The sequence below is a fragment of the Neobacillus bataviensis genome (assembly GCF_019969725.1).
Map to the genome: position 1 here is coordinate 28,109 of NZ_JAHXYW010000001.1, position 26,354 is coordinate 54,462.

The window sequence follows — 26,354 nt, forward strand, 5'->3', positions numbered from 1 at the left end:
ACCCCAAGTATCCGTTACAATTCTTCCATCTGGCAGGGCCTATCGTAAATTAATTAATTTTTTCCATAGTTTATTAGTTTGAACTAGAAGCATTTCAAAATGTCTAATATTCGTCCGTCGGCATCCTACTCCATGTTGCGGAAAATCGGTTTTCCCGCAGCCTCGTAGCGCAAAAGAACCGAACCGCTCCGGAACGTTCTGGATTCAAGCAATTGCAGGGCCGTCGGTATCGTTCCAGAATCGAAAAACCGTTTTCCCTTTCCGAGCAATACCGGAAACTGCCAGATGTTCATGCGGTCAATCAGCTCGTGACGCAGCAATGTCTGGATTAGGTCGCTGCTGCCGGCGACGTGCACCTCTCCATACCTCTCCTTCAGCAATGGCACACTTGTGGTCACATCCGCATCGAGAAGCTTTGAGTTGTTCCAATCGACGCTCGTTAATGTGCGGGATACGACATATTTAGGTTTCTCGTTCAACAGCTTGGTGAACGGGTTGCTGGCCGGAGCCTGCTGCCAGTACGGCGCGAAGATCTCGTACGTTTTTCGACCGAGCAACAGCGCATCGAGACTCGCATAATCAGCCGCGATCAGTTGTCCGGACTCTGCATCGACATACGGTGCCTGCCACCCGCCATAGCCGAAACCGCCCTCGAGATCTTCATCGAGCCCTCCCGGAGCTTGAATAACGCCATCCAACGTCATGAACATATGTACAATCAGTTTTCCCATGTTCCTTTTCATCCTTTCTAAATAATTACTTTAGGAAAATTAAAAAACCTTATTTAGTATTACAATTTCAACAAACAAAGTATAAATTCCTTGTTCAACTAATGCTGCTCCGTTACTTGAAAAAAGAAAAAGCGATCCCTCGTTATTGAAGAATCGCCCCGGATATTTTAAATGAAAACCTTCAAAATAATTAGCTGACCAAACGCCACTCAGAATCTCTTTCGAGCTGTTAAATTAGCCATTATTAAAAAGGCAAACACAAAATGTGCTCGCCTTTTTATAACAATGTGGAAATAGATATAATACTTCGGGATACTTAATGCTTATGTGACAGGTTGCATTCTTAACATTGAAGTCTTTCTTAATAGCAAAGAGTCTCTTAAATAATTCAACCTTTGGTTTATGTTATCCAATAAGAATGCTGCCTTAATTAATAATGTAATTAAAGCTGAAAATAAGCAAATAAGTTTTTTCAAAATATATCCTCCCACATTGAAGTTTAGTGTTAAAAAATAACACCAGTCTTATTATTCGCTTTAAAATAAAATTTAATGATTATTATTAATAATTTGAACCCGGTCCTCCATTTGTGGTGGTTCTTCAAACCATCCTTGTTTAATCTTAATTTTAATTCCTTCATCCGCGTAGAAATAAATATCCTTTGCAATTAATGCAGTTTTTAAAGAAATGTCATTTCTTAAAGTAAAAAAAGTCCCAAAACTACTCCCAACCATACAAAACCCGTTTAGAAGGAAAACACAATGCATCATGAGTTTTTCAGAAAATGGGGGAATGGTTGAAGTTGTTACCGTACTTCCCGAAGTAGCGGAAAACTGAACATTGCTATCTAAAAGAATTTCTTGAAAAGTTTTAATTTGCTTCTTACAAAGTTCTATTCCTTTTACAAAGAATTCTTTAACCTCTTTTGTCTTTGAACATTGAGCAAATCCTGTAATAAGCTGCAATCCAACATTATTTGACTCCACTGCGTGATGAAGTATACCCAGTTCTAGGTCATTCAAAGCCCTCTTAGGATCAAATAGGTTCAATCCACTCATATAACTTTTACTTTTAATAAACTCAGTTGACTTTGGCATGGTCGATTTTGGAGGAAGAGAAAGAATCCCTTTTTCTAGCAAATATTGAGTGGCTAACATATAAATTCTTTGAGTGGTAGAAGTAAGTCCCTCATAAAGCCTCATCACTTGGTTGTTGTAAGCCATATTCATATTCATGGTGTACATTCCCATACTAACTTCTTTTAAAATACGAACAAACATAATATCAAATCCATTGTCATACAACTTTGGTGCTTCTAAGTTCACATCTTCTTTTGTAAATCCAACAGGCTTCACCATTCCTTGGTCTAGAAATATCTTTTCCATCTCTAAAACATAAGAATTCAGTGATTCCCACAAACCGCCCGTAATATTTTTAGCCCGTGGGTCATCTGCCTTTTCAAAGAAATATTCTAACATCCTGAGAATCAGTGTTTTTTCTTGATAAGTTAACCAAAGTGTTCCCACTTCTGATGCACTTAAAGGATTTGTTAGGGCCAATAGAATTAACCTCCAAGCTTTTTTTTTATTTTTCACGACCAATTTACTTATTATGTAAAAAGAAGGAAATTAATACATGTGTAACGACGCCATGCAAACCATTCTTCTTCAACTTCCAGTTAGTGCAATAACCCCCAAAAGGAATATATTCCAAATAAAAAAATGATAAGACCTGATAATCGGTTAATCCATATTAAGGTTTGTTTTTTTAGAGCTTCCTTGAAAAGCCCTACAACAAAACAGAGTATAAGCCACCAAATTCCTGAACCAATAAATACACCCAAAACCAAAGTGACCACTGATCCTTCATTAACTTGAGTGAGTCCTAATCCGGAAAAGATGCCAATAAAAGATAATATCGTCATAGGGTTTGTCAAAGTAAGGAGAAAAACTGAGGCATAATCCCCAAGTAAATGCTGACGTTGGACTCGTGCAGGGATTTCTGATGCTTTAGATATTGCTGTTTTTATTCCTAAATAACAGAGGAATACTCCCCCTGCTAAATGAAACCAAAACTGGTATCCTATAAAAAAATTTGTAATAAAGGTCAAACCAAGCCCTGCAATAAGTCCATAAACGGCATCCGCACTTGCTGCCCCAACTCCCGACACAATTCCATATATTCTCCCCTGACTTAATGTTCTTTTAATTACCAGGACACCAATAGGTCCTACAGGTGCAGCAATAGAAAAACCAATAACTAAACCTTTCAAAAACACAAGAATCTCCATAGGTGGCTATCCTTCCAAATAAAATTTCTAAAATTTATTATAGTGTAATAATATGTTACGCTATCCTGCTTTGAAGCACAAAAAAAGCTGTCTTCAATTGCAGCTGGATCTTTAACATAAGCACCCGTTCAATAAAAAATAACTCATTTATAATATTCAATCAACCAACAATCCTGATATTCCCCCTCTTGGAGTCCATGATACGGGAGTATCTTAACTTTTTGTGTAAATCCTCCAAATCCATCTTAAACTAATATGCTTCGTTTGTAGACAAGAAAAAGGGCTGCCGAAGCACCCCAATCTCGATAAGTCTTTTTTTCACTATATCATGCAGTTTCTTGTAATGAATTTTAGAGATTGGGCTTTTGTTTTTCACAAAAGCCCTGACACCTTTTAAATTTAGTCATATTTTGTAAGGAATAGATGTAAAGGAGGTTATTAAATGGACGGTGTTGGAGCTGGTGGAGGTTTCGCATTAATCGTTGTATTGTTTATCCTTCTTATTATTATAGGAGCGTCCTTTATGGGCGGAGGATTCGGCGGCTTTTATTAATTAACTAATAATCATTAAAAGGAGGGGAAATTTATGTTCGGATATGGAGGATTCGGCGGCTGTGGCTGTGGTGGCTTCGGTTACGGTGGCGGCTTTGGTTATGGCGGAGGTTTTGCCTTAATCGTTGTCTTGTTCATTTTATTAATTATCATTGGAGCAACTATCTTTTATTAAGAAGAAGCATCCAACCTATTTTTTTCAAATAAAAAAGCCCTTTTTTTTAGGGCTTTTTTATCTGGCTTTCATGCACTGAACACAACACATAACACCTTTTTTGTTGAATCTGAACCAATAAATAATAGTACAGTAAGAAAAAAGACCGCCGCAGCGATCGCTTTCTTTTTCTCTAGCACATGTTCCTTGAAATAGAAATTTCTCGCATAAATAAATTGAATTTTTTCTATTAGAACAGTCAAGTATAGACTATTATATAAAAGTACGATACATATTATTTACCGTTTGGAGGAACGCATTGTGAAAATGGAGCATGTGGGGATTATGGTCAATGACATGGACGAGTCTTTAGAGTTCTATCAAAAGATCCTCGGTTTAGAATTAAGAAATAGAGAGTGGTTAAATGACACTGTTGAGCTTGCCTTTTTATTTTTTCCTGAGCAGCCGAGTGTAGAGGTTGAACTTGTCTACGGCGGCCCGGTTGAAAACGAAGGAATAGTTAACCACTTGGCCTTTACTGTTGAAAACATTGAAGCTGAACTCGTACGTTTTAAAAAAGCAGGCGTCAAATTAGTAGATGAAGAACCTCGAAGCATTTTAAATAATACTGTTAAAATTGCCTTTTTCCAAGGTCCAAATGGTGAGAAGCTAGAACTCGTAGAAAGATAAGTGTATATAGCAAAGTGAGTGGCTCGCCGCTCTCCTTTTTTGGAAAAAAATGTTTATTTACCTATATTATATAGGAGAAATAGAGGGGAAATTTTAAAAAGTGTCCCTCTTTCCCCTATTAGTCGTCTTTAGTTAAACTTTTTAATAACTTGTGGTGTTTATGCAGTTTATGGATAATATAGCTGAATTGGAATACTGAGAATACTTGAATGTAGTTGGCTAGGTCGCTTAAGCCAATGACATTAAGCATGATAGCTGTAACTACTATGGTAATCCAAAACTCTAGTGACCTTATATAGCCTAGCACAGAATCTCCCCTTTCCGTAATTTATACTAGAATCCTCTGAAAAAAATTTCAGTCCATTGCGGGTAAAGTTCTATTATTAGAGTCGTGAAAGTGAGAAATAATCCACTTCATGTCCTCGTTAAAGTTAAGAATTGACCTGAACGAAAGTGCCATTAATACACTTCTTTTCAATAAGGAATTTATCTATCAATATAGTTAATGAAATAAATTCTATTATTGAAAGGGACAAATTATTTAGTTAATCCGCAAATTTTTTCTTATTGATATTCATTCCTTCTTCCACTAAATTGCCCATTAATTTAAGTGTATTTCTTCACAAACCTTTGGGCCAAAGATAAAAAAATTCTCATTTTATTTCAATTAAATCCTTTTATTGTAAATTTAATAGTGTGATAGAATTAATAATGGGGGGCTTTAATTATGACAAAAGAGATCGAGCCTAAATTTGTAGAAGAAATGGAAGTTGAAACAAACTATAAAATTAAAAAAATCAACAGATTAGCTTTAGGTGGTACTATCCTTGGGATTGCAGCGATGGTTGGAATTGCTTGGTATTACATAAGTGGAAACGTCCAAAAATACGAAGCTGAGAAGTTTACGCAGGAACATCCAAATGATGCTATAGCAATAGCTGCCAAATTGGAAGACACAAAAGCTAATGCAATCGGTCTCTTTAATGGTGAAGATAAGGTTCTAATGACTATGAATCAAATGACACATCAGAAAATAGCTGCTGAAGAGAAGAGTGGTGCTGTACCAATGACTAAAGCGAACATTGATGAAGTTACTGAATTCGTTGAAGACAGCGATTTTGAGCATAAAGATGAAATGCTAATGATTTTAGACAAATGGGCAGAAGGAGACTTCTCTACTGTTGACGGTGACCATGACTATATCTTGAAAATGCAAAAAGGTACTAAAGGCTGGTCTACTGGATTGTTCACACCTGAAGAAGAAGCTCAATTCGTTTTGGAAAACTGGGGTAGCAAATTAGACTAAAAAAGGAAGTTGAAAATGGACCATTAATGTGTTCATTGTAATGAGAAAAACGTCCCTGAAGAAGGTATTCTTTGCTTTGAGTGCCTTGATAAATTAATGGAAAAAATAAAAGTAGTTGATCCAAAAAGAGTCCTCCATTGAGGGCTTATTTTTTTGAATATATATTCATTTTATTATTAGGCTCTGTTAAACTTGGTTTTTGATAACTACCCGTTTTTCTTACATCCGCATTATGAAGGATAATTTTCTCATTTTCATGAAGGGATCGGGTATTTAAAACTAAGAAAAACCAATTTATACGAATAGTCTCCTTTTATATTATTTTTTTGGATTTCCATTCATATTGTATATCAGGTAAATTTTCCTCATTTTCGTGTCCTCTACTAATGATTTTAAATCCATTCTTTTCATAAAATCGTTGTGCGTTTTCATTAACTTCAAATGTATATAATGTTAAGCTCCCACTTGATTGTTCTTTTACCTTATCAAGTAATGTTTGACCTATACCGATTCCTTGATAATCGTAATGAATATATAGTTGGCTTATCTCCCTTTCATTATAGGCGATCATTCCAACTACTTTGTCATCCATTAACGCTAAATCTATTTGATACTGTCCTGGTAATATATTATTTAAAAAATTGATATGATTTTCAAAGCTATGAATTTCTTTCTGTCCAATAGCCCGTTCCTTACTATCTCGCCACATTTCCACGGTCTGTTTAGCATACTTAGGATGATACTGAGTTATTATGAATTTGTATTGTTTCACTACATTACCTCCTTATTATTTGTTTACTGATTTATATGTTGTTTCCTGTCTTTAAAATAGATGAATATTACACGATACGAGTATTTTATTTTGTAAAATTTCTTTCTATCTTTTTTATTATCCTGCCCCGTTCGTGGAACAAAAAAAGGATCGCCGAAGCAATCCCTGTTCTTCAACTCTTGCACTCTTAAGTGAAACAAGGTTAACACTTGCACACCATTAAATGATTTCCATCTGGATCTTTAAATTTAAACCAATGGTTATGCTCAACACCAGTTGTTAATTCGACATTTTTACCCCTCATAAACTCATATGCTTGTTCAATATTGTTAGTATTTAAATGAAAAGGCGGGGTTTTGAAAATATTATCCTCTGAATAAATTTTGCTATCTAAAACAATTCCAGTTCCATTCATAGGAATAATATATAAATGACCATATAATATCTCACCATCTGCTGGTAACCCTAATATGTCACAATACCAATTACGTGCTTCTTTTACATTACTTACAGGGATAAAAATGGTTCCAATTTGATTTAATATAGGGTTCATTAAATACCTCCAAAATGAATTTCTTATACATAGATTAATTCGCTCCAAGTCATTTATTCCCTTCTTGTTCGATAAAACGACCGATGTTACTCCCCTATTATTCTATTTGCTGTGTGTATTTAAGGGGAAAGGATAAAAATATTGACAGAATTGCTGAACAAGTGTAATTTTATTGTTAATTAAATATTACTACTATTCTTATATAGAGAGGTGGAGGGACTGGCCCTTTGAAGCCTCGGCAGCAGACATCTATTGTACTGTGCCAATTCCAGTAGCGAATGCTAGAAGATAAGAGGAGAACCCGTTATGTACATACGCCCTCTTCTTATTTGTGTGAAGAGGGTTTTTCATTTTAAAAGAAAGAAGGAAATCATTAATGACAAAAGTACTTATAAAAGCACCATTCAAAGCCGACCATGTTGGCAGTTTTCTTAGAACTGAACCGATTAAAGAAGCAAGAAAGTCTTTTTCAAATGGGACGATCGATGAAGAAGCTCTAAAGGCTGTAGAGGACCAAGAAATTGAGAAACTAGTACAAAAACAGATCGAAACAGGCCTAAAATCCATTACGGATGGCGAATTCCGGCGTTCATGGTGGCACTTGGATTTTTTAGCTGGTCTAAAAGGAGTCGAATTCTTTGAAAGTGAATATGTTAGTCACTTCCAAGGTGCAAAAACAAGAAATAATGCCATTAAAGTAGTTGGAAAAATAGATTTTGATCAGCATTATATGATCGATCACTTCAAGTTCTTAAAGCAAGCTGTTGACAAGTTTGGGGATGGCAGTCAAGTTGCGAAATTTTCCATTCCTAGCCCGAATATGTTATTTACAAGAATTCAAGGCGATGACTATTATCAAGAAAACCGTGAGCAGTTTTATCATGATACGGTAGCTGCTTACCAAAAGGCCATTCAGGCATTCTATGATGCTGGCTGCCGTTACTTGCAATTGGACGATACGTCCTGGATTGATTTTGTATCGGAAGAACGGATCGAAGCAGTCGTTGAAAAACTGGGTATGGACGTACGAGATATCATCAAAACAAGGGTAAATTGTATTAATGAGGTCATTTCCGGTAAGCCTGAGGATCTGTTGATTACGATGCATATCTGCCGTGGAAACTTCAGATCGACTTTTATTACAAGTGGTGGATATGAACATATTTCTGACGCGATTTTCGCTGATTTAAAAGTAGATGGTCTGTTCCTGGAATATGATGATCAACGTTCAGGGGATTTCGAACCATTAAAAAACTTTAAACGTGCAGATCAATATGTTGTACTGGGATTAATCACATCTAAACACCCGGAACTGGAAGACCAAGAAACCATTAAAGCGAGAATTAAAGAAGCAAGTCAATATATTCCTTTAGAAAACTTGGCATTAAGCCCCCAATGCGGATTTGCCAGCACAGAAGAAGGAAACCTTTTATCCGAAGACGAGCAATGGAATAAAATAAAACACATCATTGAACTAGCAAATAATGTTTGGGGCTCCATCTAACTTTTTGATATAATCATAATTTTATTGATATCCTCCTTCTATTCATTCACCGGAAGGAGGTATTTATCTTTCTAAAATCCGACTAAATCAAACATCAATAATAGAATGGCTATACAGAATAGCCTAATTTAGATATTGACAACCCTCATAACTTCGTTAAAGGAATATAGTATCAAGAAACGAAAGTGAATAAGGAGGGACAGTATGTATTATCATCAATCTTCATCATCAAGTCCATGTCCAACGTATCATCACTACTCGCTTCCTAGAACAATATCCGTTATCCCCTATCACTATCCTTATCCACCATGTACCCCTCGTTCCTTTGAAGAAATGTGGCTATGTAATTACAATAACCTACAAAGAGGATTCTACTCCACACCGCAAATTAGTTCTTACGAAAATAATGAAGCTTTTCAACCCCTTTGGGAATCGTTTAGGTGGTTCCCTTCCATGAATTATATGGGGGATCCGAAAGATACGGCAAAAACAACCATTGAAAATAAATGGAAATCGTTAAATGGTGCTCCGGGAGCTGCAATTTCTTATGTGGAAAAGATAGAGACAGGTTATCGAATACGCTATCAGAATGGTGCAATTTATACTAAGAAAGCAAATGGACCTGCTTATTGGGTTTATGGTGCAATTAATGAGAGGCATCATGCATTAGGTGGAGTCAAGAGCTGGCTGGGTTGGCCTGTTTCTGATGAATTACCAATAAAATATGACGAAGGCCAAGTCATGCGTTTTGAGCATGGTGAGATCTATTGGTGGCCCGAGACAGGTGCTATCGAAATCGATCAAGTGGTGTTGACTTATAAAGGGATTCATTGCTTTGGTCCGACAAGTGGACCTGGATCTGACGAGGTTTATGCAACCATTAGCGTAGCAGCTCCCACTGGAAGGGACAATGAACCAGTAAATGTTTCAACATCCCTGACTAAACTTTACACAGATGTTGACAAAGGGGAAAGTTTCCCGGATCATATAGAACTCTATCGTGGAAAACCTTATGGTTTAAACCTAACATTTGTTTTAATGGAACACGATGAAGGGGATCCAAATAAGTATTATAAGACAGTCCATTCGACTGTCTCTACTGCTGCCGCAGCTGCAACTTCAGGAGTAGCAGCGTTAGGCGGTCCACTTGTAGGAGGAGCTGCAGCCCCTATTTTGAAAGCACTTGTAACACCTGTGGCAAAAGGGATAAACAGTTTACTTGGCACAGGAGACGACTTAATCGGACAGTCCACGATTGTTCTTACATTGAAGGACCTCGTTCAGCTTTCAGCAAGACCAAACGAAAACGTCCTTAAAAATCAAATTCCCTACAAGATCGAGACACCTCCACTCTCCGGTCAAGGTTCTTCGTATAAAGGATATTTTAGTTTAAGCCGCGCCTAACCTTATTCGATTTAAGAAATCCTCTAGAAAAATTCTTTTAATAAAAATGCAGCCCTCCCTTTATTACTGGGAAGGCTGCGAACGGAATGAAAACCGTTAAGTGTATTTATCTATTATCTACGTTTCTCATGCATATACTTCATCCACTTTTTCTGTTTATAACTGCTGATAAAATACCCTACAACCGTGACTGCGGTTACTCCAATCGACAAGTTAAAAATAAGAGTGTTAGGTACAAAGCATCCTCCTGCAATTCCTATAACCCCTAGTAATATACCAGCAAATAATCTGCTTTTCGTATTTTCATAGATGGTAAATTGAAATTGTCTCCTTTGTTCGATTTTCTTCAACTCTTCTAATTTTTGTGGTGCATTTAAAAATTCTGTAACAGAATGAACTATTTTAAAGATTGGGTGGGATTGAACCCATTGCCAGACAAACGACCATCTATTCCCCTGTTTATTTATCCACTCTATGAAAACTGGTTTTCCTAATTCCATTAGTTCCGCTTCTGGTGCCAGATTGCGTATGATTCCTTCAATGGTTACGAAGGAACGGCCTAAAAAGACGAATCTGGTTGGAATTTGAATGGGCAGGGCTTGAATCATATCGTTCATCTCTAATTTTAAAGCCATCAGATCCATTTCTTTTAATTGGGCGGGGTGGAAGGACGTGAATTCAGCTAGCAGCCGTTCCATCGTTCTGGAATTTGCCTCTGGAAGCAAGAAACCTAAATGAAATAAGCAATCCACCGCTTTCGAATAATTTTTTGACAGAAAGCTTTCAATTAAGCTCTGAAAATACATGGCATCCTTTTTGGTGATTTCCCCGATCATTCCAAAGTCTAGTAAGATGATTTTTCCTTCCTTTGATATCAGCACATTTCCTGTATGCGGATCGGCATGGAACGTCCCAGGCTCCAACCATTGTGGAAGAAATACTTTCATCAGGTTTTGTGCGATCTCCTCGCAGCTTACTGGTAAATGCTTTATGGCATCGGCATCGGTCAGTCGTATTCCCTCTACCCATTCCATTACCAGTACGCTTGGGGTGCTAATTTCCTCATACACAGACGGAATTTGCACAATATCCATACCCTTAAATCTCTCATTAAAATAAAGAATGGTATTTAGTTCTTTTGCATAGTCAAGTTCCCTTTCAATCACTTGTCTTAATTCCTGAAAAAGCACTTTAAAATTGATGAATCCTTTCGGAATAGGTACTAGGTGATCGGCAAACCAAATAATGATACTTAAAATTCGAAAATCCGTCTGGACAATTGAATCTATATGGGGGCGCTTTACTTTAATCGCCACCTTTTTTCCATTCTGTAGCACTCCTTGATAGACTTCACCAATCGATGCCGAAGCAATGGCTGTTTTTTCAATCGATTTAAAATGATGATGAAGAGCGCTTCCCCATCCATTTTCAAGTATTTTCTGAATTTCATTCCAGTCAGATGGTGGAACTTTATCTGTGAGATCATCGATTTGCCTGATAAAAGCTTGTGGTAGTAAATCGGCACGAGTGCTTAGAATCTGGCCGATTTTGATGAGCAAGCCTTCCAATTCAAACAGTGTTTTGCGAAATCGTGCTCCTATTCTCCCCCAAAGACCTTCCCATTCCGCTTTCGGTTTTCGCAGGATCTTATACCAATATATTTGCAGGAAGATGACAAGGGCCATAGACAACACCTTGTACATTCGAACAAGCTTACTTCTAGTTTTCATATAAATCCACTCGCTTTTTTGGCGTTTTTATTTATGACGATTTTCATAAAATAAAGTTTCATTTATAAGACTGTAATTCTGATAGAATAATTTTCATGTGCAATTGTAGACCCATTGTCTCTTTACCAAGTTCCGTTTAGGAGTTTTTTCATATATATATACGAAATAACAAAACGTACAGACTTTGTTATAACATATAAAAATGCAAAAACCCGCTACAATTGAGCGAGTTCACTTTTGAATCATTTATTATATTTCATATTCGTAGGGTAAACTGGCTAACGGTAGCGTTCTTCTTTAAATGGATTGGCTGTCATCGAATAGCCACGCTCTTCCCAAAAACCGGCCTCGTCTACTTTCATAAACTCAATTCCTGAAACCCACTTAGAGCCTTTCCATAGATAAAATACTTCTGGTGGAATAAACCTTAGCGGATAACCATGTTTTGGATCAATATCCTGCCAATCATGATTTTTATCTTTCCATCGATATACAAACAAAGAATCGTCCCCTAATAAAGGCTCGAGCGGTAGATTTGCTGAATAACCAAACTTGTCTCCATTGTAATACCCGTAAATTTTAATGTATTTTACATCTTCATTCATTTCGACAAATTTCAATAACTCTCTAAGTGCAATTCCTTCAAACGTTGTATCAAATTTAGACCAGGTGGTAACACAATGCAAGTTAACGCTTGAAATAGTCTTTGGAAGCTCCATGATTTCTTTATAGGATAAGAACTTTTCTTCTTTTACCTCGCCAAAAAGTCTGAAATTCCATGTGGTTTCATTAAACTCGGGAACATCCCCTACGTGCAGGATTGGCCATTTTTCTGTTTCAAATTGGCCTGGCGGAAGCTGCTTTTCCATCATACACCATCCTTTTTTCCTCTTAAACGTTAATTAAATCACAGTGTTTTGTATAGTATGCCATCTCACTATTTAGTTATTTACATAATCCGGCTTCTGATGAATTTTTTGTAAAAGAAGTATTCATCAGATTCTTCTCCTTCCTGTTACATATGAAGGAAATGACTGGTTAAACTAAAGAAGACGTAAATAGGTCTTCTTTTGCTAATTCCACAATATTACCTAAATATATAATAGCAATTATATCCCACAATATCGACATTATTAAAAAGTATAAGGATTATTCTACAAAAGAGGTACGAATAATGAATCAAATTCCTCCCTATCGAAGACAAAGGGCTTATTTATCGCAATTTACAACTGGACAACTTCATTTGAAAAATCCGTGGGTCGTAGCCTTTTTTTCATTTTCATATCCGGGATTTGGACATCTTTTGCAGCATAGATACGCAGCAGGGTTTCTTTTAATTTTATGGGAAACCTTTATTAATGGAGTTGCACATGTGAACCTTGGGATTTTATATTCCTTATTGGGTGATTTTGATGCTGCAAAAGTAGTTTTGAATGAACGATGGTTAATTCTTTACGTGGCTATATATATGTTTGGAATATGGGACGGTTATCGATCCACGGTGGATTTGAACAAACAATATGTATTAGCAGATAGAGAGGACGCACCTATTTTGAATAAAAAAATGGGATCGTGGGACATGAACTACTTGGATAAACGTAAACCATTAGTAGCTTTAGCATGGTCCGTTTTATTTCCTGGTCTTGGTCACCTTTATATTCATAATGTTATATCGGGATTTTTTATATTTCTCTATACAGTAGCAATCTGTTATTATGGTAATATTTTGTCTGCCATTCACTTATCCATGTTAGGTGATTTTGTAAAAGCTAAAGAGGTTATAAATATGCAATGGGCACTTTATTTTCCATCCATATATTTTTTTATCATTTACGATGCCTATTCATCTACGGTTGAGCTCAACAAATTGTTTGAAAAAGAAATGTCAAAATACTTACGGAATAAATACCAAAATATTAATTTTAAAACTCCCATTTGAAAGGGGTGTAAACATTATGTTAGTCATCGCTTCCTTTGAAAACTCGATTTTTATTGAGCTGGCCCTTTCGGAACTGGAACAAAATGATTTTTCAAATGAAAGGATACTGGCTGCCCCTCTAGATAAAAGAAGTGAACAAAGGAAACTATTTGATACCATTCATAGGGCAGATGGCTTAAGTCTATTTGATTCAGCAGCAATACTTGGTACATGTTTGATGCTCTTAGGGGCCATTTATGGTTATATTTTAAAATGGGGTCCAATTATATGGGGTATAATTGGTGCTATTATTGGTTTGCTTTTAGGATTTCTTATAAAAATGATATTAGTTAAAAAAAATAAACATGGACTCAAAAATATTACATCAGAAATTGTTTTAATGATTCGCTGTGAAGAATATGAATGCAAAACCGTTGAAAAAATCTTATGGGAAAATCAGGCTCTCGGACTAACAAGAATAAAGAATATGTAGTTTTTGTTTAAATGAACCAGCCATTATTTTGGCTTTTGAAGATTATCATTCTAAACAGTATTTTACCAATAAAGGGGAAAGGGTATCGAGTTTATTGATACCCTTTTCTCTTTAATTCTAATTTTTATCTAAATATGAATGGAACCGTCCTCCCTGTCCTACTTTAATTTAATGCCAATAAATTTCAGTTCTGTCATTTCTTCTATGGCATATTTAATTCCTTCTCTGCCTACTCCACTTTGTTTTACTCCGCCGTAAGGCAGATTATCCTGCCGGTAGGTAGAGATATCATTAATCCAAACACCGCCAATTTCTAATTGGTCTGCAACCCTGATGGCTCGGTCAATATCCTGGGTGAAGACTCCCGCCTGCAAACCGTAAATAGAGTCATTGGCATATCCGATGACTTCCTCTTCAGTATCAAACGGAATCACGGATACGATCGGTGCAAAAACCTCTTCGGCGATGATTTTCATATTGCGATCAACATTGGTCATGATGGTCGGGGAAAGAATGGTTCCGTTTCGTTCACCGCCCACTTCTATTTTTGCACCATTTCGAACCGCGTCATCAATCCATAGCTTCGCCCGCTCGGCTTCTTTCTCGGTAATCATCGGTCCGATGTCTGTGGCTTCCTCTAGTGGATCGCCAATTTTCAATGCCCTTGTTTCATTGATAAACTGATCCAAAAATGACTGATAAACATTTTTTTGTACAAAGATTCGTTGAGCATGGATACAAACTTGTCCTGAAAAAGAAAATGCTCCTACCACTAATCTTTTTACAGCCGTTTCTATGTCCCCATCTTCGAAAATGATATTAGGGGAATTGGAGCCTAATTCTAGGGTTACTTTTTTAAAGCCGGCGGTTTCACGAATTTTCTTTCCGACTGCTAAGCTTCCTGTAAACGAAACTTTATGGACTTTTTCATGTGTGACAAGTGGTGCCCCTACCACTCCCGTTCCCATTAACAAATTTAATGCTCCATCCGGCAGGCCCGCTTCCTGAAATAACTTGACTAATTTATAACCCGATACTGGTGTTTTCTCGGCAGGTTTGAACACAATCGTATTACCTGCAGCAATCGCTGGTGCGATTTTATGCAAGGACAGATTCAGCGGAAAGTTAAAGGGAGTGATGGCCCCCACCACACCCAATGGGATTCGTTTCACAAGCCCCATTCGATTTTCCCCGCCAATGGCTGCATCCATTGCCAGAACTTCTCCTGTAATATTTTTAGCAAGTTCCGAAGCAAACCGGAGAACTTGAACAGAACGATTGATCTCATCTCGGCTATATTTGATTGGTTTTCCAGCCTCTTGGACAATGGTGTCTATAAAATCCTCCGGCTTTTCCTCTAATATGTCGGCAGCTTTTCGTAAAATATCACTCCGTTGATGTGCAGGCATCTTCTTCATCGTAGAATGAAAAGTTTCAAAGGCATTTTCTACTGCTTCATTCAGATCCGTTTCTGTCGCTAAAGCTAATTCCGCTACTATTTCTTGGTTGTAGGGATTTTTCACTTCAAGTGTTTCCCGATTAGGTTCATTTCGCTCTTGACCATTGATAATCGAACCGAGCCGCATGTTGACCCTCCCTTTCTTAGCATTGAAGATGACTTAATTTCTCCGTTAATTTCATGTTTTCACTATAATCAACTGGGCAATCAATAAAGACTGGTTTGTTCATGGCAATGGCTTTTTCTAGTGCAGGCTTAAGTTCCTCTGCTTTGCTAATTTGCAATGCTTCAAATCCGTAGGACGAGGCCAGCTGGACAAAGTCAGGATTTCCAAATTTAATATGGGAAGGACGGTTAAACTTTTTCATCTGATGCCATTCGATTAAGCCATACCCCTCATCTCTCCATAATAAAACAATAATGGGGAGATTCAGCCGCTTAGCTGTTTCTAACTCAGCGCCGGTCATTTGAAAAGATCCATCCCCGCAAACAGCGACAACCGTTCGATTCGGCTGGGCAAGTTTCGCTCCTATCGCTCCAGGGACCGCGATCCCCATTGATGCCAAGCCATTAGAAATTAAACAGGTATTCGGTTGATAGGTATGGAACATTCTCCCTATCCATACTTTATGTGCCCCCACATCCGAAACCACAATATCCTCTTCTTTTAAAACAGCTCTTAGATCGGAAATAATTTTCTGAGGTTTGAGCGGGAAGCTTGTATCGTCACTAAATTGCTGCAGCTCATTCAGAGCCTTATTCCGAACGTTCAATACCCATGAATTATTCCTTTCTCGTTGGGAAAGAACCTTATGTAACTTTTCTAAATTCCGTTTGATATCTCCTACTATGTTTAGTTTTACAGGATAATGTTGATCTGTCTCTGCTTCCTCTGTATCAATGTGTAAAATGGAGGTGGCACCATTAGGATTCCATTTAGATGGAGCATATTCTGCAATATCAAAACCAATTGCGATTATTAAGTCAGCATGATTAAATCCACAAGTAATGTAATCATTCCCGCCAATGCCTGCTGTCAGTAAATTTAAGTCATGGGTCCAGGGAAGAGCTCCTTTTCCCATGAAAGTATGGACGACTGGTATATTGATTTTTCCCACTAAAGCCCGTAATTGATCAGCAGCATTTCCTCTCGTTATTCCGTTACCAGCTAAAATGATTGGGTGCTCAGCATGTTCAATAAGCTGGGCTGCCTCTTTAATGACTTGATCCCCTGCTTCTGTTAAAGTATGGACTGTTCCTTTTAATGGAGTTCCTTCTACCTCCATTCCAGCAACATCATTGGGGAGATCGATGTGGACTGCCCCTGGTTTATCCTGAGTCGATACTTGAAATGCTTTACGAACTGCCTCAGGTATGATTTCTCCCTTTTTTATTTGTGCATTCCATTTTGTTACAGGTTCATAGATATGAATTAAATCATAATACTGATGACTAATTTTATGCTGCCGGTCTAAACTAGCTTGGCCGGTAATCGCCACAATGGGATTCAAATCCATGTTGGCATTTGCCACACCTGTTAAAAGATTTGTTGCGCCTGGCCCTAAGGTGGCTAAGCACACACCCGGTTTTCCCGTTAACCTCCCGTAGGTCCCTGCCATAAAAGCTGCGCTTGTTTCATGTCGGGTTACGATAAATTTAATCGTTGAATCCAGAAGAGCATCCATTAGATCGATATTTTCCTCTCCTGGTATCCCAAAGATATATTCTACATCCTCTTCCTCTAAACACTTAACTAATAATTCAGCTGACTTCACTATTACACACCCTTTACAATGGATTGATAAACTTCTTCTAATGAATAAACATGATTTCTTTCGTCTTTGTAAACGATATGTTCTGGTTTAAAATGCACGGGTGAATCCAAACCAGCTGCGGCAGCCAGACGGAACAACCCTTTCCGCATACTGATTAAATAATTGGCCGTACGATACTTTTTCTCATCAATGACAAGAGCCTTTTGTAAATCGGGATCGGTTGTGGCTACACCGACAGGGCAAGCATTTGATTGGCATTTTAAGGCTTGGATACAGCCTACTGTAATCATTAATGCCCGTGCAATATTGACGAGATCTGCCCCCATCGCAAGAGCAATAGCGATTCGATCTGGTGAAAAGAGTTTGCCAGAGGCAATGATTTTCACTCGATCACGGACGTCATATTTTATAAGGGCATTGTTTACTAATGGAAGAGCAGCTTTAATTGGTAATCCAACACTGTCAGCTAGTTCCTGATAAGAAGCACCCGTACCGCCTTCACCACCGTCTACGGTGATAAAATCGGGGCCTTTTCCGGTTTCTTTTATAGCTTTTGCCAATTCATCGGCTTCGTGCATACTTCCAATAACGCATTTCATACCAACCGGTTTTCCTGTTTCCTCACGAATCCGTTCCATAAAATTAAATAAGGACGGGAAATCACTAAATTCTTTAAACCTATTAGGGCTATCAATGGACTTAAAGGGTTCTACCATCCGAATTCTTGCGATTTCCTCTGTTACTTTTTCTCCATCAATATGGCCGCCGCGTGTCTTTGCCCCTTGAGCTAATTTAATCTCAAACGCTTTTATTTGAGGGATTTGACTTTTCTCCTTTAATGCTTCCCAGCTGAAATTTCCCTCTCTATCTCTTACTCCAAATAATCCGGGGCCAATTTGCATAATGATATCTACGCCGCCTCTTAAATGATATTCTGAAAGCCCGCCTTCGCCTGTATTCATCCATGCCCCCTTCGCGATAGCTAAGCCTTTGGAGAGTGCGGTAATGGCATGATCACCTAAAGAACCATAACTCATTGCGGACATCCCAATTTGCCCTTTTACAATGAAGGGGTGCTTTAAATTTTTTCCAATCACGATCGCATCCTTATCGTCTAATAAATAGGCGGATGATTCATTTTCCTCTAACACTTCTTTTTTCTGTGTAAATAAAGGTTCCTTTAACAAGAGGTAACGATTCGTCGTTACTTTTGTCTCTTGGTCCATTTTTAATTCCTCTGTTAATTTAGGAAACATGGAATTCCGAATATAAAAACCAGCTTCTTCAAAATCCCGTTGTGAACCATATCCAATCACATTACGTTTATACTTTGCTTGTTTTACAATATGTTGAAAATCGGTTCGAGAAAAAGGTTTTCCATCATTGTTACTATCAAATAAGTACTGACGAAGCTCTGGTCCAATTGTCTCCAAAAAGTATCTTGCACGTCCTAAAAGTGGATAATTGCGAAGAATTGGATGCTGTTTTTGCGTTCGGTCGATAAATAATAAATACAATCCTACCACTAGTAAGAACAATACAAACAAAACCAATAGAACAAAAACAATGATGATTAAAACGTCGGCAATATTCATTATCATTTCCTCCATAAGTAAACACTTTATTGATATTAAAAATGGAATTTATAATGATAAGATTCTCTTTATGGGGAAATTTATCCTTAACGAAAATATGAGTTAAATGTAAAGAGCCTGACCTCTGGTGAGGAAACTTATTACCCCACCGGAAGTCAGGCAGCCTAAGGCAGCCTTAATTAACTTACACTCCCTTCGAATTGAACATCCCAATCATCGGATTCATCGTCTGTTTCACAATCGTCAATATCTGAATAAAGAATTGAATCAACTGCTATTCTTTTTATTTTCATGGTCTCCAATCACTGTCCTCCCTAATTTATTTATGGTATTCGTATGCATGTCCAATCCATTTTGTAAGGGCAATGGTTTAGAAATTATTAAATGAGTGGAGCCAAACAATTCTTTATATCTTTAGAAATAGTATTGAATTGATATACTAAAGAAATCATCGATGAGGGAGGAATTTGTCATGTTAATAGAAATGTGGACTGATTTTGCTTGACCTTTTTGCTATATTGGCAAGAAGCGTCTGGATGACGCTATTCAGAAAATCGATTTTCCTGTTGAAATCGTGTATCGCTGCTTTGAATTAGATCCTTCAACAGAACGAAATGTTCCATATAATGTTTACGAAAGTTTATCAAAAAAATATGGGATGAGCCTCGATCAAGCTAAGGCGAGCTGCCGCAACACAGAGCGCATAGCTCGGGACGCTGGGTTGGAGTATCACTTTGATAAAGTCATTTTAACCAATACTTTTGATGCTCATCGATTAACAATGTATGCAAAAAAGTATGGGATGATGAAGGAAATGGCAGAACGACTCTTGCGTGCTTATTTCACCGAGGGTAAACATATAGGTGACCATGCCACACTTGTTCAGCTGGCTGAAGAAATTGGATTGGATGGTCCGGCCGCGAAAGAAATGCTCTCTGGTAAGGAAATGAGTGATGCTGTTTACGCAGACGAAGTTCAAGCCCAGCAATACGGGATTCGAAGCGTACCCTTCTTCCTAATTAACAAAAAATACTCGTTGACCGGGGCTCAGCCTCTCGAAACATTTGTCCAGGCTTTCAAGCAAGTCATGCAGCAGGATGGTCCCTTCACTAACCTAGGCGGGCAAACCGGTGCCACTTGTGATAATGAAGGTTGCGAGATTCCGTAGAAATAAAACATAAAATATGATGCCCTAACTCATCTGGGAAGTGTGAGAAATGTCCTTCATAGGGTAAATGAAAGACAAAACCCATCTTGGAAACAGGAGTACGGGCAATTAAAGGCCTTCATATTGCCCTAACTCATCCGGGAAGTAAGTGAAGTGTCCTTCATATGTTAAATGAAAGAAAAAACCCAACTAGTATACAGGGGAACAGGTAAAAAGCCGAAAATAAGCAAGCAGTGAATAAACACTTGCCTATTTTCGGCTCATTGATCATTTTGATTTCTCTTTATCCCTTGTATGCTTCCCGTAATTTTTCAAGATCAAATTTCTTCATTTCAAGAAATGCTTTGGTTACACGCGCACGTTGCTCCGGTGTGCCCTTGCTCATCATCTCGTCCATCGCAGTAGGCACAATCTGCCAGGATAGGCCATATTTATCTTTCAGCCAGCCGCATTGCTCGGCTTCAGGAACAGCAGAAAGCTTTTCCCAGTAGTGATCAATCTCTTCTTGTGTGTCGCAGTACACCATAAAGGAGAGTGCTTCGTTAAAACTGAATTTGTGTTCATGAGCGCTATCCATTGCAGAAAACCACTGGCTTTCAAGCATGAAATCAGAGAACATGATTGTTCCTTCTTTGTCAGGTTCCAAGCCTTTAGGGTAGCGGGCAATAAGTCCCTGCTTTGTGTTTTTAAATACTGATAAATAAAAATTAATAGCCTCTTCCGCGCTGCCGCATTTATCACCGACAAACAAGAGTGAAGGAACTATTGCAGGCCGCTCTTCACCTTCTGGGTTGGTAAGCATTAACTGCCAAGACAAACCATATTTATCCTGAATCCAGCCAAACTTCTCACTGAACGGATACTGACCAAACGGCATTAATGCTGTGCCGCCTTCGGACAATTTGTTCCAAACCTCAGTTATTTTTTCACTAGCGTCTTTTTCTCGCGATGGGTCAAAATTAACGATGAAAGACACGGACGGATTGAGCTTGAAATAAGGTCCTGCGCTGATGGCCATAAACTTCTGCCCCCAAAGCTCAAAAGTGACTATATCGGAGTCGCCAGATGGTGTGTCGTGGATTGTTGTTACATTCGTAATTTTGGAGTCCGGGAAAATGGAAGCATAGAACTCGGCAGCTTCTTTTGCCTCCTTGTCATACCATAAATGCGGAACGATTTTTTGATTTGTTTTCGACATGATATTCCTCCTTCATTTCAAGCCAAGAGGACGGTTCTTATGGGCTAAATTAATCTCATTTAAACCATTAGAACCGTCCCTGTAGCAAATAATGTCCCTTATTATTTTAGCACTTTTTTCCACTATTCTGCCAAGCTCAAGGAGCAAATCATTTCATTTTTACAAAAATGGATATAACGAAATCGAATATTTATGAGTCATTTAAAAAAGAAGGTACGAATTCATTAACCTTCTTTTTGTAATTAAGCTTTATTGTTTTTTCAATTCATTAACAATCTCATTAATGCGTTTTTCCACTTCATATAGGTTCTTCTGCATCCTTTCACGACGACCGGTCAAAACTTGCAATTCCTGTTTTAATTCCTCTGTTTTGCTCATGATATCCCCTCCTGAGAATTTCTCTACCTGCTTCTTATAACCTCATTTTTTCTTCATCGCTAATTCCCTTCTGTCTTCTGCTAAAGGAGGCTGTTCCAGCCAACCGTTCTCAATCACCATGTCCATCCAATCATTCCCAATTTTCACATCACCAGAAATGGCCATCATGTAATGTGGAGTCAAGTCCCTTCTGGGTGACGATGCCCATCCAGTTCCGTAATATACCATTGCGGTTGAGAATAAAAATCCGACTTGATACATCATTAGCTTTTCTGAAAACGGAGACGTGGTGGATTTCGTAACTTCCGCTTCTAAAGTGGGCGGTGCAGGTAAATTTTCCTTATTCAATAAGTCATGAAACATTTGGATGTGGCTGTCTTTTGTTTTCACGGCATCCAAAAAAAAGGCTCGAACCTTCTTGGATTGAGCGACTTGGCAAAAGGCAACTGTGACTGCTTTCGCCATGATGCTCTTTTTCAAATTAAAATAAATATCGGTAATCTCAATACAGCTTAACGGCCTTTTTTCACCAAACCAACCTGCTATAAAGTTTTCGTCTTTGACAAAATCAGGTTTTTCAGGTGGAAAAACCACTGGGGGGCGATAGTATAAACCTTTTTCCATCAAAATAGTCTTTGTCCGATTACATAATTCAATTACGGAAGCATTACAACTCGTAAAATAATCACGAACGTCATATCGAGCACTTGTGGTGAGCGCCCCGCTGTACCCATGACAGCCATGGATAGACATGATATTTAAAAAATGGAGACACAATACATCAGAAAAAAGACGTGGTGTGTTTGGAATCATGTCATGATTCGTAAATCCAATTGGAATTGGAAAACCTTCATTTAGAAAGAATTCTTTTATTTTCTCCAAATGTTCGGTACCGAGAGAGATCGCATATTCAAAAACATCTATGATATCCTTGTCCTCTAGGTGTTCGATCATATGTTTATGAAAGCAAAGCCCTGCTGTTTCGTTTAAATATTGTGTCCAGAGGGCAGCAATCTCTGCAGAAGTCAATTTGGTTTCATGAGTGGAATTCACACGAGACACCTCATTGTTTTTTCATAGATTGTCTTACATGGAATTTAAATATACCTTATCTTTATTTAACTAAACATAGATGATAAAAGATTAACAAAAAAGAGTGTACCAAAAAATGGTACACTCTTACGTTTAGAAATAGTTAAATTTCCATATTATTTTTCCGTGTCAAATATATATTTTCCTACCCAAGCTGCGATTACACCACCGACAATTGGGGAGATGATATATACCCATAATTGGGAAACGGCATCACCGCCAGCAAATACTGCTGGTGCAAGGCTTCGTGCAGGGTTTACGGACGATCCGGTCAATGGAATGCCCAATAGGTGAACTAATAACAGCGTTAATCCAATGACAAGCCCAGCGAAAGACGCATTTCCTTTTTTACCAGTTACGATCATAATCACTAAAATAAAGACGAAAGTTAAAACCGCTTCCACCAAAAAGGCTCCTGATGATTCAAGATTGGCAAAGCTATTTTGACCTAGATTTTCTATAGGCATGTTCGATATTTTTAAAAAGGTTTGTAATAGTGCTGTTCCTAATAACGCACCAATGACTTGTGCCACGATATACCCTGCAAGTTCCTTGGCATTTATTCGCTTATTGACAAACATAGCGATGGAAACAGCCGGGTTTAAGTGATATCCAGATATGGTTCCAACGCTGTACGCCATTGCTACTAAGGACAATCCGAAGGCGAGGCCAATACCAAAAATACCGATTCCATCCACTCCGCCGCCTAAAACAGCTGTTCCAGTTCCGAATAAAACCAATACACATGTGCCAATCAATTCAGCAATCCCCTTTTTCAACATAAAAAATTCCCTCCTCACAAGTGGTGAAAACCTGATTTTGCAAAGAATAGGGTCATTTTTGCAGGGTTTATTCATGGCTTATCGGTTCCTTATGCAGTTTGACACGTTAAGCTGTAAGCTATTGTTTTTTCCTTAGAGCTCTAAGTTAATATGAATATATGTAAAAAATGGTTCGATTAAGACTTTCTCATCAAGATTTAATCCTGATTTTTAATAACCGGGATAGCGATTCCACCATTCCTCTGTCCTTTGATGACCTGTAAGTAAATCATCTGCAACTTGGATGATGATATCATTCAATTCTACCTTCTCTACCCAGTCTACTGGGATTTTATTAAGTCCCAGATATGCTCCTAGAATATTCCCTGTGATGGCACCGGTACTATCACTGTCCCCATTGTGGTTAACGGCAGCTACAATTGCTTTCTTAAAATCACTCTCGTATTTCAAAGCACAATATACAGAAACCGCTAAGGCTTCTTCCCCCACCCAGCCTTCTCCAAGTTGAGTAATGGCCTCATAATCAGGAAGGTCACTTTTTACTAAGTCCAGTGCTTTCTCTAGAATCCTTGTGCATTCCTCATGGTGTTCTTTGGTTTTCAGTTCCATTATGGTTTGTTTGACGGCAGTTTGGATATCTGCTCCTTCTATAATGGAAGCGATTATGGAGGCAAGTGCGCCTGCTGATAAATAACCTGATGGGTGTCCATGAGTTAATGCGGCACAATCAGCTGCCATATCGAAGGCTCTTTCTTTTGGACAAAACAGTCCAATTGGAGCAACTCGCATGACACCTCCACAGCCTTTACTATTATTAATGGGTTCTTCAATCGTCCCATGCTTTCTGCTGGATAGAGCTGATAAACATGATTTACCTGGTGCTCTCCTTGCATGGAGTTCTTTAACACCAAGCAGCCAGCCATCATAAATCCATTCGTATTCATCAATCCTTGGGTATCCTTGTGTCAACAGCCACCTTTGATAAGCAAAGAAAACAACTGATGGGGGATGACAAATTCCTCTTCGAATGCCTCTGGTTTCTGCTCTTAAGATTCCTTCAGCAGTGAAAAGTGTCATTTGTGTATCATCCGTGATTTCGGCTTTCCCAGACGATACTAGTTGCAAGTCTTGAATCCCATTGGATCCATATCGATGAACAATTTGGTCATGTTTATTAAATTCAACTGGCCAGCCCAAAGCGTCACCAATCGCTCCGCCGATCAGACATCCTCTAAAAAATTCTTGCGCTCTTTGCATAAAAAATTCCTCGCTTTCAAACTTTCATTTTGCACCGAGTAAAATTTTGTAGTTAAATTTTGTAAGCTTGGGTAATACTCATAACCTATTATAAACAAATAAGGTGAACCAAAAATAACACACCCCTAAAATATAAGCATTTTTAAATAAAATTTTAGGCTGTTCTAAACTTACCTGTAGATTTCCGACTCTACATGTAAAAAGCAGGAAGGATTTTTCCTTCCTGCTTTTTTATTTATAAGAGCAGCTTTAGCCACTATAAACACTATCACATGTTGCAGGTTTTGGTTCATAAAAACAATGTTCTTTAAATTGTCCAGATTTTGGTTGACCATACCATGTTGCAGGACATGGAGCATGTGGATTGAAATACCATAATGCAAATTTTGCCGGGTGATCTCTCCAATAGTCCAAATTCTGTTTTGCTAATCTTTTTTCAGATGTTCTGGCTCTTTGATAAAATACATTCCCTTTTTGAACAGCTTCAAAAGAAAAGTTTCCTCCTTGTACTTGAAAAATAACTTGGTTAACTGATCTTAACCCTTTAAAGTCTAAACAATTTGCTACAAGACGATTTACAATGACATTACCAACATATAACATTCCCTGTTTTCCTTCACCTTCGGCTTCTGCTCTCATCATCCGTGCCATTAAGGCAACGTCCGAAGTCCGGTAATTAGCTCTTGGCATTTTATCACCCCAAAAATATAGTATGAAAAAAAGCCTACAATGTTGTCATTGTTTAAAAAATAAGAGCGCACAAGGACTTGCGCATTTTTTTAAGTAAAGATACACTTCTATTGTTTATTCAGTTATATCCATACAAATTTTGAAAGAGGGATTGATCATGAGGCAGATTAGAAACATTTATTGTGTTGGCAGAAATTACGCGGCCCATGCAAAAGAATTAAATAATGCGGTTCCCACTTCCCCATTTCTATTTTCAAAGCCCACTCATGCCTTTGTGGAAGCCAATGGCCAGGAGATTTATCTGCCTGGAAATCGCGGGTCTATCCATTATGAAACAGAACTTGTGATTTATATTGGAAGAAAACACGAGAAAGGCATGAAGGCAGATGAAGTGATCGACCTAATGGGAATTGGCATTGATTTTACTTTACGGGATATTCAAGCTGAATTAAAGAAAAAAGGCTATCCATGGCTGCTTGCAAAGGGATTCCCTCATTCAGCAGTTATGAGTCAATTCATTGAATTTCCTGGAATTAACCAATTAATGGACAAGGACTTTACGCTGATTAAAAATGGAGAAATGGTACAACAAGGAATTATTAAAAATATGATTTTTGATTTGCAAACGATAGTGGATTTCACCTCTGAACATTTTGGCCTGGGTGAAGGTGACATCATCTTTACAGGAACACCAGAAGGAGTCGGACAAGTTTTCGACGGAGATCATTTGTCATTAAAATGGGATAACCAAATTCTTGGAGATTGTGTGGTTAAATTAAAATAATGCCAGGGGGACGGTTCTCTTGGCTTTAACTAATCTAATTTAAGCCATGGGAACTGTCTCTGTGGCACCGAAATTTTTC

The 26,354-nt window shown here is 38.0% G+C and carries 27 protein-coding genes and 1 riboswitch; of the genes, 10 read left to right on the plus strand and 17 right to left on the minus strand.

The features are described 5' to 3' along the window. Window positions 1-125: 125 nt before the first annotated feature. The 3 genes from LC455_RS00175 to LC455_RS00185 all read right to left on the minus strand — a co-directional run bounded on the left by LC455_RS00175 (window position 126) and on the right by LC455_RS00185 (window position 3,021). On the minus strand, window positions 126-731 hold the full coding sequence (locus tag LC455_RS00175; RefSeq protein WP_223587554.1) for a dihydrofolate reductase family protein: 606 nt from the start codon (window positions 729-731) through the stop codon (window positions 126-128). 548 nt (window positions 732-1,279) lie between these two features. Then, complete coding sequence (locus LC455_RS00180; protein WP_223587555.1) at window positions 1,280-2,290, minus strand: DUF3231 family protein; 1,011 nt, start codon at window positions 2,288-2,290, stop codon at window positions 1,280-1,282. 119 nt (window positions 2,291-2,409) lie between these two features. Beyond that, window positions 2,410-3,021, minus strand: a complete 612-nt coding sequence (locus tag LC455_RS00185) for a LysE family translocator (protein WP_223587556.1) — start codon at window positions 3,019-3,021, stop codon at window positions 2,410-2,412. Window positions 3,022-3,463: 442 nt separating this feature from the next. On the opposite strand from LC455_RS00185, the gene LC455_RS00190 reads away from it, so the two are divergent. The 4 genes from LC455_RS00190 to LC455_RS00205 all read left to right on the plus strand — a co-directional run bounded on the left by LC455_RS00190 (window position 3,464) and on the right by LC455_RS00205 (window position 5,723). Beyond that, on the plus strand, window positions 3,464-3,574 hold the full coding sequence (locus LC455_RS00190; protein WP_223587557.1) for a YjcZ family sporulation protein: 111 nt from the start codon (window positions 3,464-3,466) through the stop codon (window positions 3,572-3,574). A 33-nt stretch (window positions 3,575-3,607) separates the two neighbouring features. Further along, window positions 3,608-3,748 (plus strand): YjcZ family sporulation protein, encoded by a 141-nt coding sequence (locus tag LC455_RS00195; RefSeq protein ID WP_223587558.1) that lies wholly within the window; start codon window positions 3,608-3,610, stop codon window positions 3,746-3,748. 306 nt (window positions 3,749-4,054) lie between these two features. Continuing rightward, on the plus strand, window positions 4,055-4,417 hold the full coding sequence (locus LC455_RS00200; RefSeq protein ID WP_223588622.1) for a VOC family protein: 363 nt from the start codon (window positions 4,055-4,057) through the stop codon (window positions 4,415-4,417). Window positions 4,418-5,144: 727 nt separating this feature from the next. Beyond that, the gene (locus LC455_RS00205) at window positions 5,145-5,723 is read left to right on the plus strand and encodes a DUF6241 domain-containing protein (protein WP_223587559.1); all 579 of its coding nucleotides are present in this window, start codon (window positions 5,145-5,147) and stop codon (window positions 5,721-5,723) included. A gap of 313 nt (window positions 5,724-6,036) precedes the next feature. On the opposite strand, the gene LC455_RS00210 is transcribed toward LC455_RS00205, so the two are convergent. After that, window positions 6,037-6,495, minus strand: coding sequence for a GNAT family N-acetyltransferase (locus LC455_RS00210; RefSeq protein ID WP_223587560.1), 459 nt, complete (start codon window positions 6,493-6,495; stop codon window positions 6,037-6,039). Window positions 6,496-6,697: 202 nt separating this feature from the next. Further along, complete coding sequence (locus LC455_RS00215; RefSeq protein WP_223587561.1) at window positions 6,698-7,048, minus strand: VOC family protein; 351 nt, start codon at window positions 7,046-7,048, stop codon at window positions 6,698-6,700. A 195-nt stretch (window positions 7,049-7,243) separates the two neighbouring features. Then, window positions 7,244-7,343: riboswitch (SAM riboswitch) on the plus strand. 81 nt (window positions 7,344-7,424) lie between these two features. Between LC455_RS00215 and LC455_RS00220 the strand changes: the two genes are divergently transcribed. Further along, a complete protein-coding gene (locus LC455_RS00220; protein ID WP_223587562.1) occupies window positions 7,425-8,552 on the plus strand; it encodes a 5-methyltetrahydropteroyltriglutamate--homocysteine S-methyltransferase in 1,128 nt (375 codons plus the stop codon). Between the two features lie 204 nt (window positions 8,553-8,756). Then, window positions 8,757-9,956: an LGFP repeat-containing protein gene (locus LC455_RS00225; protein WP_223587563.1), complete on the plus strand. Its 1,200-nt coding sequence runs from the start codon at window positions 8,757-8,759 to the stop codon at window positions 9,954-9,956. Between the two features lie 113 nt (window positions 9,957-10,069). Here the strand turns inward: LC455_RS00225 and LC455_RS00230 are convergent, their stop codons facing one another. Then, complete coding sequence (locus LC455_RS00230) at window positions 10,070-11,686, minus strand: ABC1 kinase family protein (protein ID WP_223587564.1); 1,617 nt, start codon at window positions 11,684-11,686, stop codon at window positions 10,070-10,072. A 278-nt stretch (window positions 11,687-11,964) separates the two neighbouring features. Then, window positions 11,965-12,555, minus strand: coding sequence for a molybdopterin-dependent oxidoreductase (locus tag LC455_RS00235; protein ID WP_223588624.1), 591 nt, complete (start codon window positions 12,553-12,555; stop codon window positions 11,965-11,967). 305 nt (window positions 12,556-12,860) lie between these two features. Between LC455_RS00235 and LC455_RS00240 the strand changes: the two genes are divergently transcribed. Next, window positions 12,861-13,625, plus strand: coding sequence for a hypothetical protein (locus tag LC455_RS00240; RefSeq protein ID WP_223587565.1), 765 nt, complete (start codon window positions 12,861-12,863; stop codon window positions 13,623-13,625). Between the two features lie 16 nt (window positions 13,626-13,641). Next, window positions 13,642-14,097 (plus strand): hypothetical protein, encoded by a 456-nt coding sequence (locus LC455_RS00245; protein WP_223587566.1) that lies wholly within the window; start codon window positions 13,642-13,644, stop codon window positions 14,095-14,097. A 158-nt stretch (window positions 14,098-14,255) separates the two neighbouring features. On the opposite strand, the gene LC455_RS00250 is transcribed toward LC455_RS00245, so the two are convergent. From LC455_RS00250 to LC455_RS31235, 4 genes are all read right to left on the minus strand, one after another. After that, entirely contained in the window at window positions 14,256-15,683 is a 1,428-nt protein-coding gene (locus LC455_RS00250) for an aldehyde dehydrogenase family protein (protein ID WP_223587567.1), read from the minus strand. A 16-nt stretch (window positions 15,684-15,699) separates the two neighbouring features. After that, complete coding sequence (locus tag LC455_RS00255; protein ID WP_223587568.1) at window positions 15,700-17,331, minus strand: acetolactate synthase large subunit; 1,632 nt, start codon at window positions 17,329-17,331, stop codon at window positions 15,700-15,702. A 2-nt stretch (window positions 17,332-17,333) separates the two neighbouring features. Beyond that, window positions 17,334-18,926 carry an FMN-binding glutamate synthase family protein gene (locus LC455_RS00260; RefSeq protein ID WP_223587569.1) on the minus strand — a complete coding sequence of 531 codons (1,593 nt, stop codon included), beginning with the start codon at window positions 18,924-18,926 and terminating at the stop codon, window positions 17,334-17,336. Between the two features lie 179 nt (window positions 18,927-19,105). Beyond that, window positions 19,106-19,228: a hypothetical protein gene (locus LC455_RS31235; RefSeq protein ID WP_263297638.1), complete on the minus strand. Its 123-nt coding sequence runs from the start codon at window positions 19,226-19,228 to the stop codon at window positions 19,106-19,108. Window positions 19,229-19,443: 215 nt separating this feature from the next. Between LC455_RS31235 and LC455_RS00265 the strand changes: the two genes are divergently transcribed. Further along, window positions 19,444-20,094, plus strand: coding sequence for a DsbA family oxidoreductase (locus LC455_RS00265; RefSeq protein WP_223588626.1), 651 nt, complete (start codon window positions 19,444-19,446; stop codon window positions 20,092-20,094). Window positions 20,095-20,377: 283 nt separating this feature from the next. On the opposite strand, the gene LC455_RS00270 is transcribed toward LC455_RS00265, so the two are convergent. The 6 genes from LC455_RS00270 to LC455_RS00290 form a co-directional block, all read right to left on the minus strand. Then, window positions 20,378-21,292, minus strand: coding sequence for a VOC family protein (locus LC455_RS00270; RefSeq protein WP_223587570.1), 915 nt, complete (start codon window positions 21,290-21,292; stop codon window positions 20,378-20,380). 249 nt (window positions 21,293-21,541) lie between these two features. Next, the gene (locus LC455_RS31240) at window positions 21,542-21,670 is read right to left on the minus strand and encodes a hypothetical protein (protein WP_263297639.1); all 129 of its coding nucleotides are present in this window, start codon (window positions 21,668-21,670) and stop codon (window positions 21,542-21,544) included. A 42-nt stretch (window positions 21,671-21,712) separates the two neighbouring features. After that, window positions 21,713-22,723: a DUF3231 family protein gene (locus tag LC455_RS00275; protein WP_223587571.1), complete on the minus strand. Its 1,011-nt coding sequence runs from the start codon at window positions 22,721-22,723 to the stop codon at window positions 21,713-21,715. Window positions 22,724-22,878: 155 nt separating this feature from the next. Further along, a complete protein-coding gene (locus LC455_RS00280; RefSeq protein ID WP_223587572.1) occupies window positions 22,879-23,544 on the minus strand; it encodes an aquaporin in 666 nt (221 codons plus the stop codon). Between the two features lie 210 nt (window positions 23,545-23,754). Then, the gene (locus LC455_RS00285; RefSeq protein WP_223587573.1) at window positions 23,755-24,801 is read right to left on the minus strand and encodes an ADP-ribosylglycohydrolase family protein; all 1,047 of its coding nucleotides are present in this window, start codon (window positions 24,799-24,801) and stop codon (window positions 23,755-23,757) included. Between the two features lie 249 nt (window positions 24,802-25,050). After that, complete coding sequence (locus tag LC455_RS00290) at window positions 25,051-25,491, minus strand: cell wall hydrolase (RefSeq protein ID WP_223587574.1); 441 nt, start codon at window positions 25,489-25,491, stop codon at window positions 25,051-25,053. A gap of 157 nt (window positions 25,492-25,648) precedes the next feature. Here LC455_RS00290 and LC455_RS00295 point away from each other — a divergent pair, with 157 nt between their 5' ends. Next, window positions 25,649-26,275: a fumarylacetoacetate hydrolase family protein gene (locus LC455_RS00295; RefSeq protein WP_223587575.1), complete on the plus strand. Its 627-nt coding sequence runs from the start codon at window positions 25,649-25,651 to the stop codon at window positions 26,273-26,275. Window positions 26,276-26,354 lie beyond the last annotated feature (79 nt).

Excerpts from the sequence above, each read along its gene's own strand:
- LC455_RS00175 (WP_223587554.1), bottom strand. The coding sequence starts at position 731 with ATGGGAAAACTGATTGTACATATGTTCATGACGTTGGATGGCGTTATT.
- LC455_RS00185 (WP_223587556.1), bottom strand. The coding sequence starts at position 3,021 with ATGGAGATTCTTGTGTTTTTGAAAGGTTTAGTTATTGGTTTTTCTATT.
- LC455_RS00190 (WP_223587557.1), top strand. The coding sequence starts at position 3,464 with ATGGACGGTGTTGGAGCTGGTGGAGGTTTCGCATTAATCGTTGTATTG.
- LC455_RS00195 (WP_223587558.1), top strand. The coding sequence starts at position 3,608 with ATGTTCGGATATGGAGGATTCGGCGGCTGTGGCTGTGGTGGCTTCGGT.
- LC455_RS00200 (WP_223588622.1), top strand. The coding sequence starts at position 4,055 with ATGGAGCATGTGGGGATTATGGTCAATGACATGGACGAGTCTTTAGAG.
- LC455_RS00205 (WP_223587559.1), top strand. The coding sequence starts at position 5,145 with ATGACAAAAGAGATCGAGCCTAAATTTGTAGAAGAAATGGAAGTTGAA.
- LC455_RS00215 (WP_223587561.1), bottom strand. The coding sequence starts at position 7,048 with ATGAACCCTATATTAAATCAAATTGGAACCATTTTTATCCCTGTAAGT.
- LC455_RS00220 (WP_223587562.1), top strand. The coding sequence starts at position 7,425 with ATGACAAAAGTACTTATAAAAGCACCATTCAAAGCCGACCATGTTGGC.
- LC455_RS00225 (WP_223587563.1), top strand. The coding sequence starts at position 8,757 with ATGTATTATCATCAATCTTCATCATCAAGTCCATGTCCAACGTATCAT.
- LC455_RS00230 (WP_223587564.1), bottom strand. The coding sequence starts at position 11,686 with ATGAAAACTAGAAGTAAGCTTGTTCGAATGTACAAGGTGTTGTCTATG.
- LC455_RS00235 (WP_223588624.1), bottom strand. The coding sequence starts at position 12,555 with ATGGAAAAGCAGCTTCCGCCAGGCCAATTTGAAACAGAAAAATGGCCA.
- LC455_RS00240 (WP_223587565.1), top strand. The coding sequence starts at position 12,861 with ATGAATCAAATTCCTCCCTATCGAAGACAAAGGGCTTATTTATCGCAA.
- LC455_RS00245 (WP_223587566.1), top strand. The coding sequence starts at position 13,642 with ATGTTAGTCATCGCTTCCTTTGAAAACTCGATTTTTATTGAGCTGGCC.
- LC455_RS00250 (WP_223587567.1), bottom strand. The coding sequence starts at position 15,683 with ATGCGGCTCGGTTCGATTATCAATGGTCAAGAGCGAAATGAACCTAAT.
- LC455_RS00260 (WP_223587569.1), bottom strand. The coding sequence starts at position 18,926 with ATGAATATTGCCGACGTTTTAATCATCATTGTTTTTGTTCTATTGGTT.
- LC455_RS00270 (WP_223587570.1), bottom strand. The coding sequence starts at position 21,292 with ATGTCGAAAACAAATCAAAAAATCGTTCCGCATTTATGGTATGACAAG.
- LC455_RS31240 (WP_263297639.1), bottom strand. The coding sequence starts at position 21,670 with ATGAGCAAAACAGAGGAATTAAAACAGGAATTGCAAGTTTTGACCGGT.
- LC455_RS00280 (WP_223587572.1), bottom strand. The coding sequence starts at position 23,544 with ATGTTGAAAAAGGGGATTGCTGAATTGATTGGCACATGTGTATTGGTT.
- LC455_RS00285 (WP_223587573.1), bottom strand. The coding sequence starts at position 24,801 with ATGCAAAGAGCGCAAGAATTTTTTAGAGGATGTCTGATCGGCGGAGCG.
- LC455_RS00290 (WP_223587574.1), bottom strand. The coding sequence starts at position 25,491 with ATGCCAAGAGCTAATTACCGGACTTCGGACGTTGCCTTAATGGCACGG.
- LC455_RS00295 (WP_223587575.1), top strand. The coding sequence starts at position 25,649 with ATGAGGCAGATTAGAAACATTTATTGTGTTGGCAGAAATTACGCGGCC.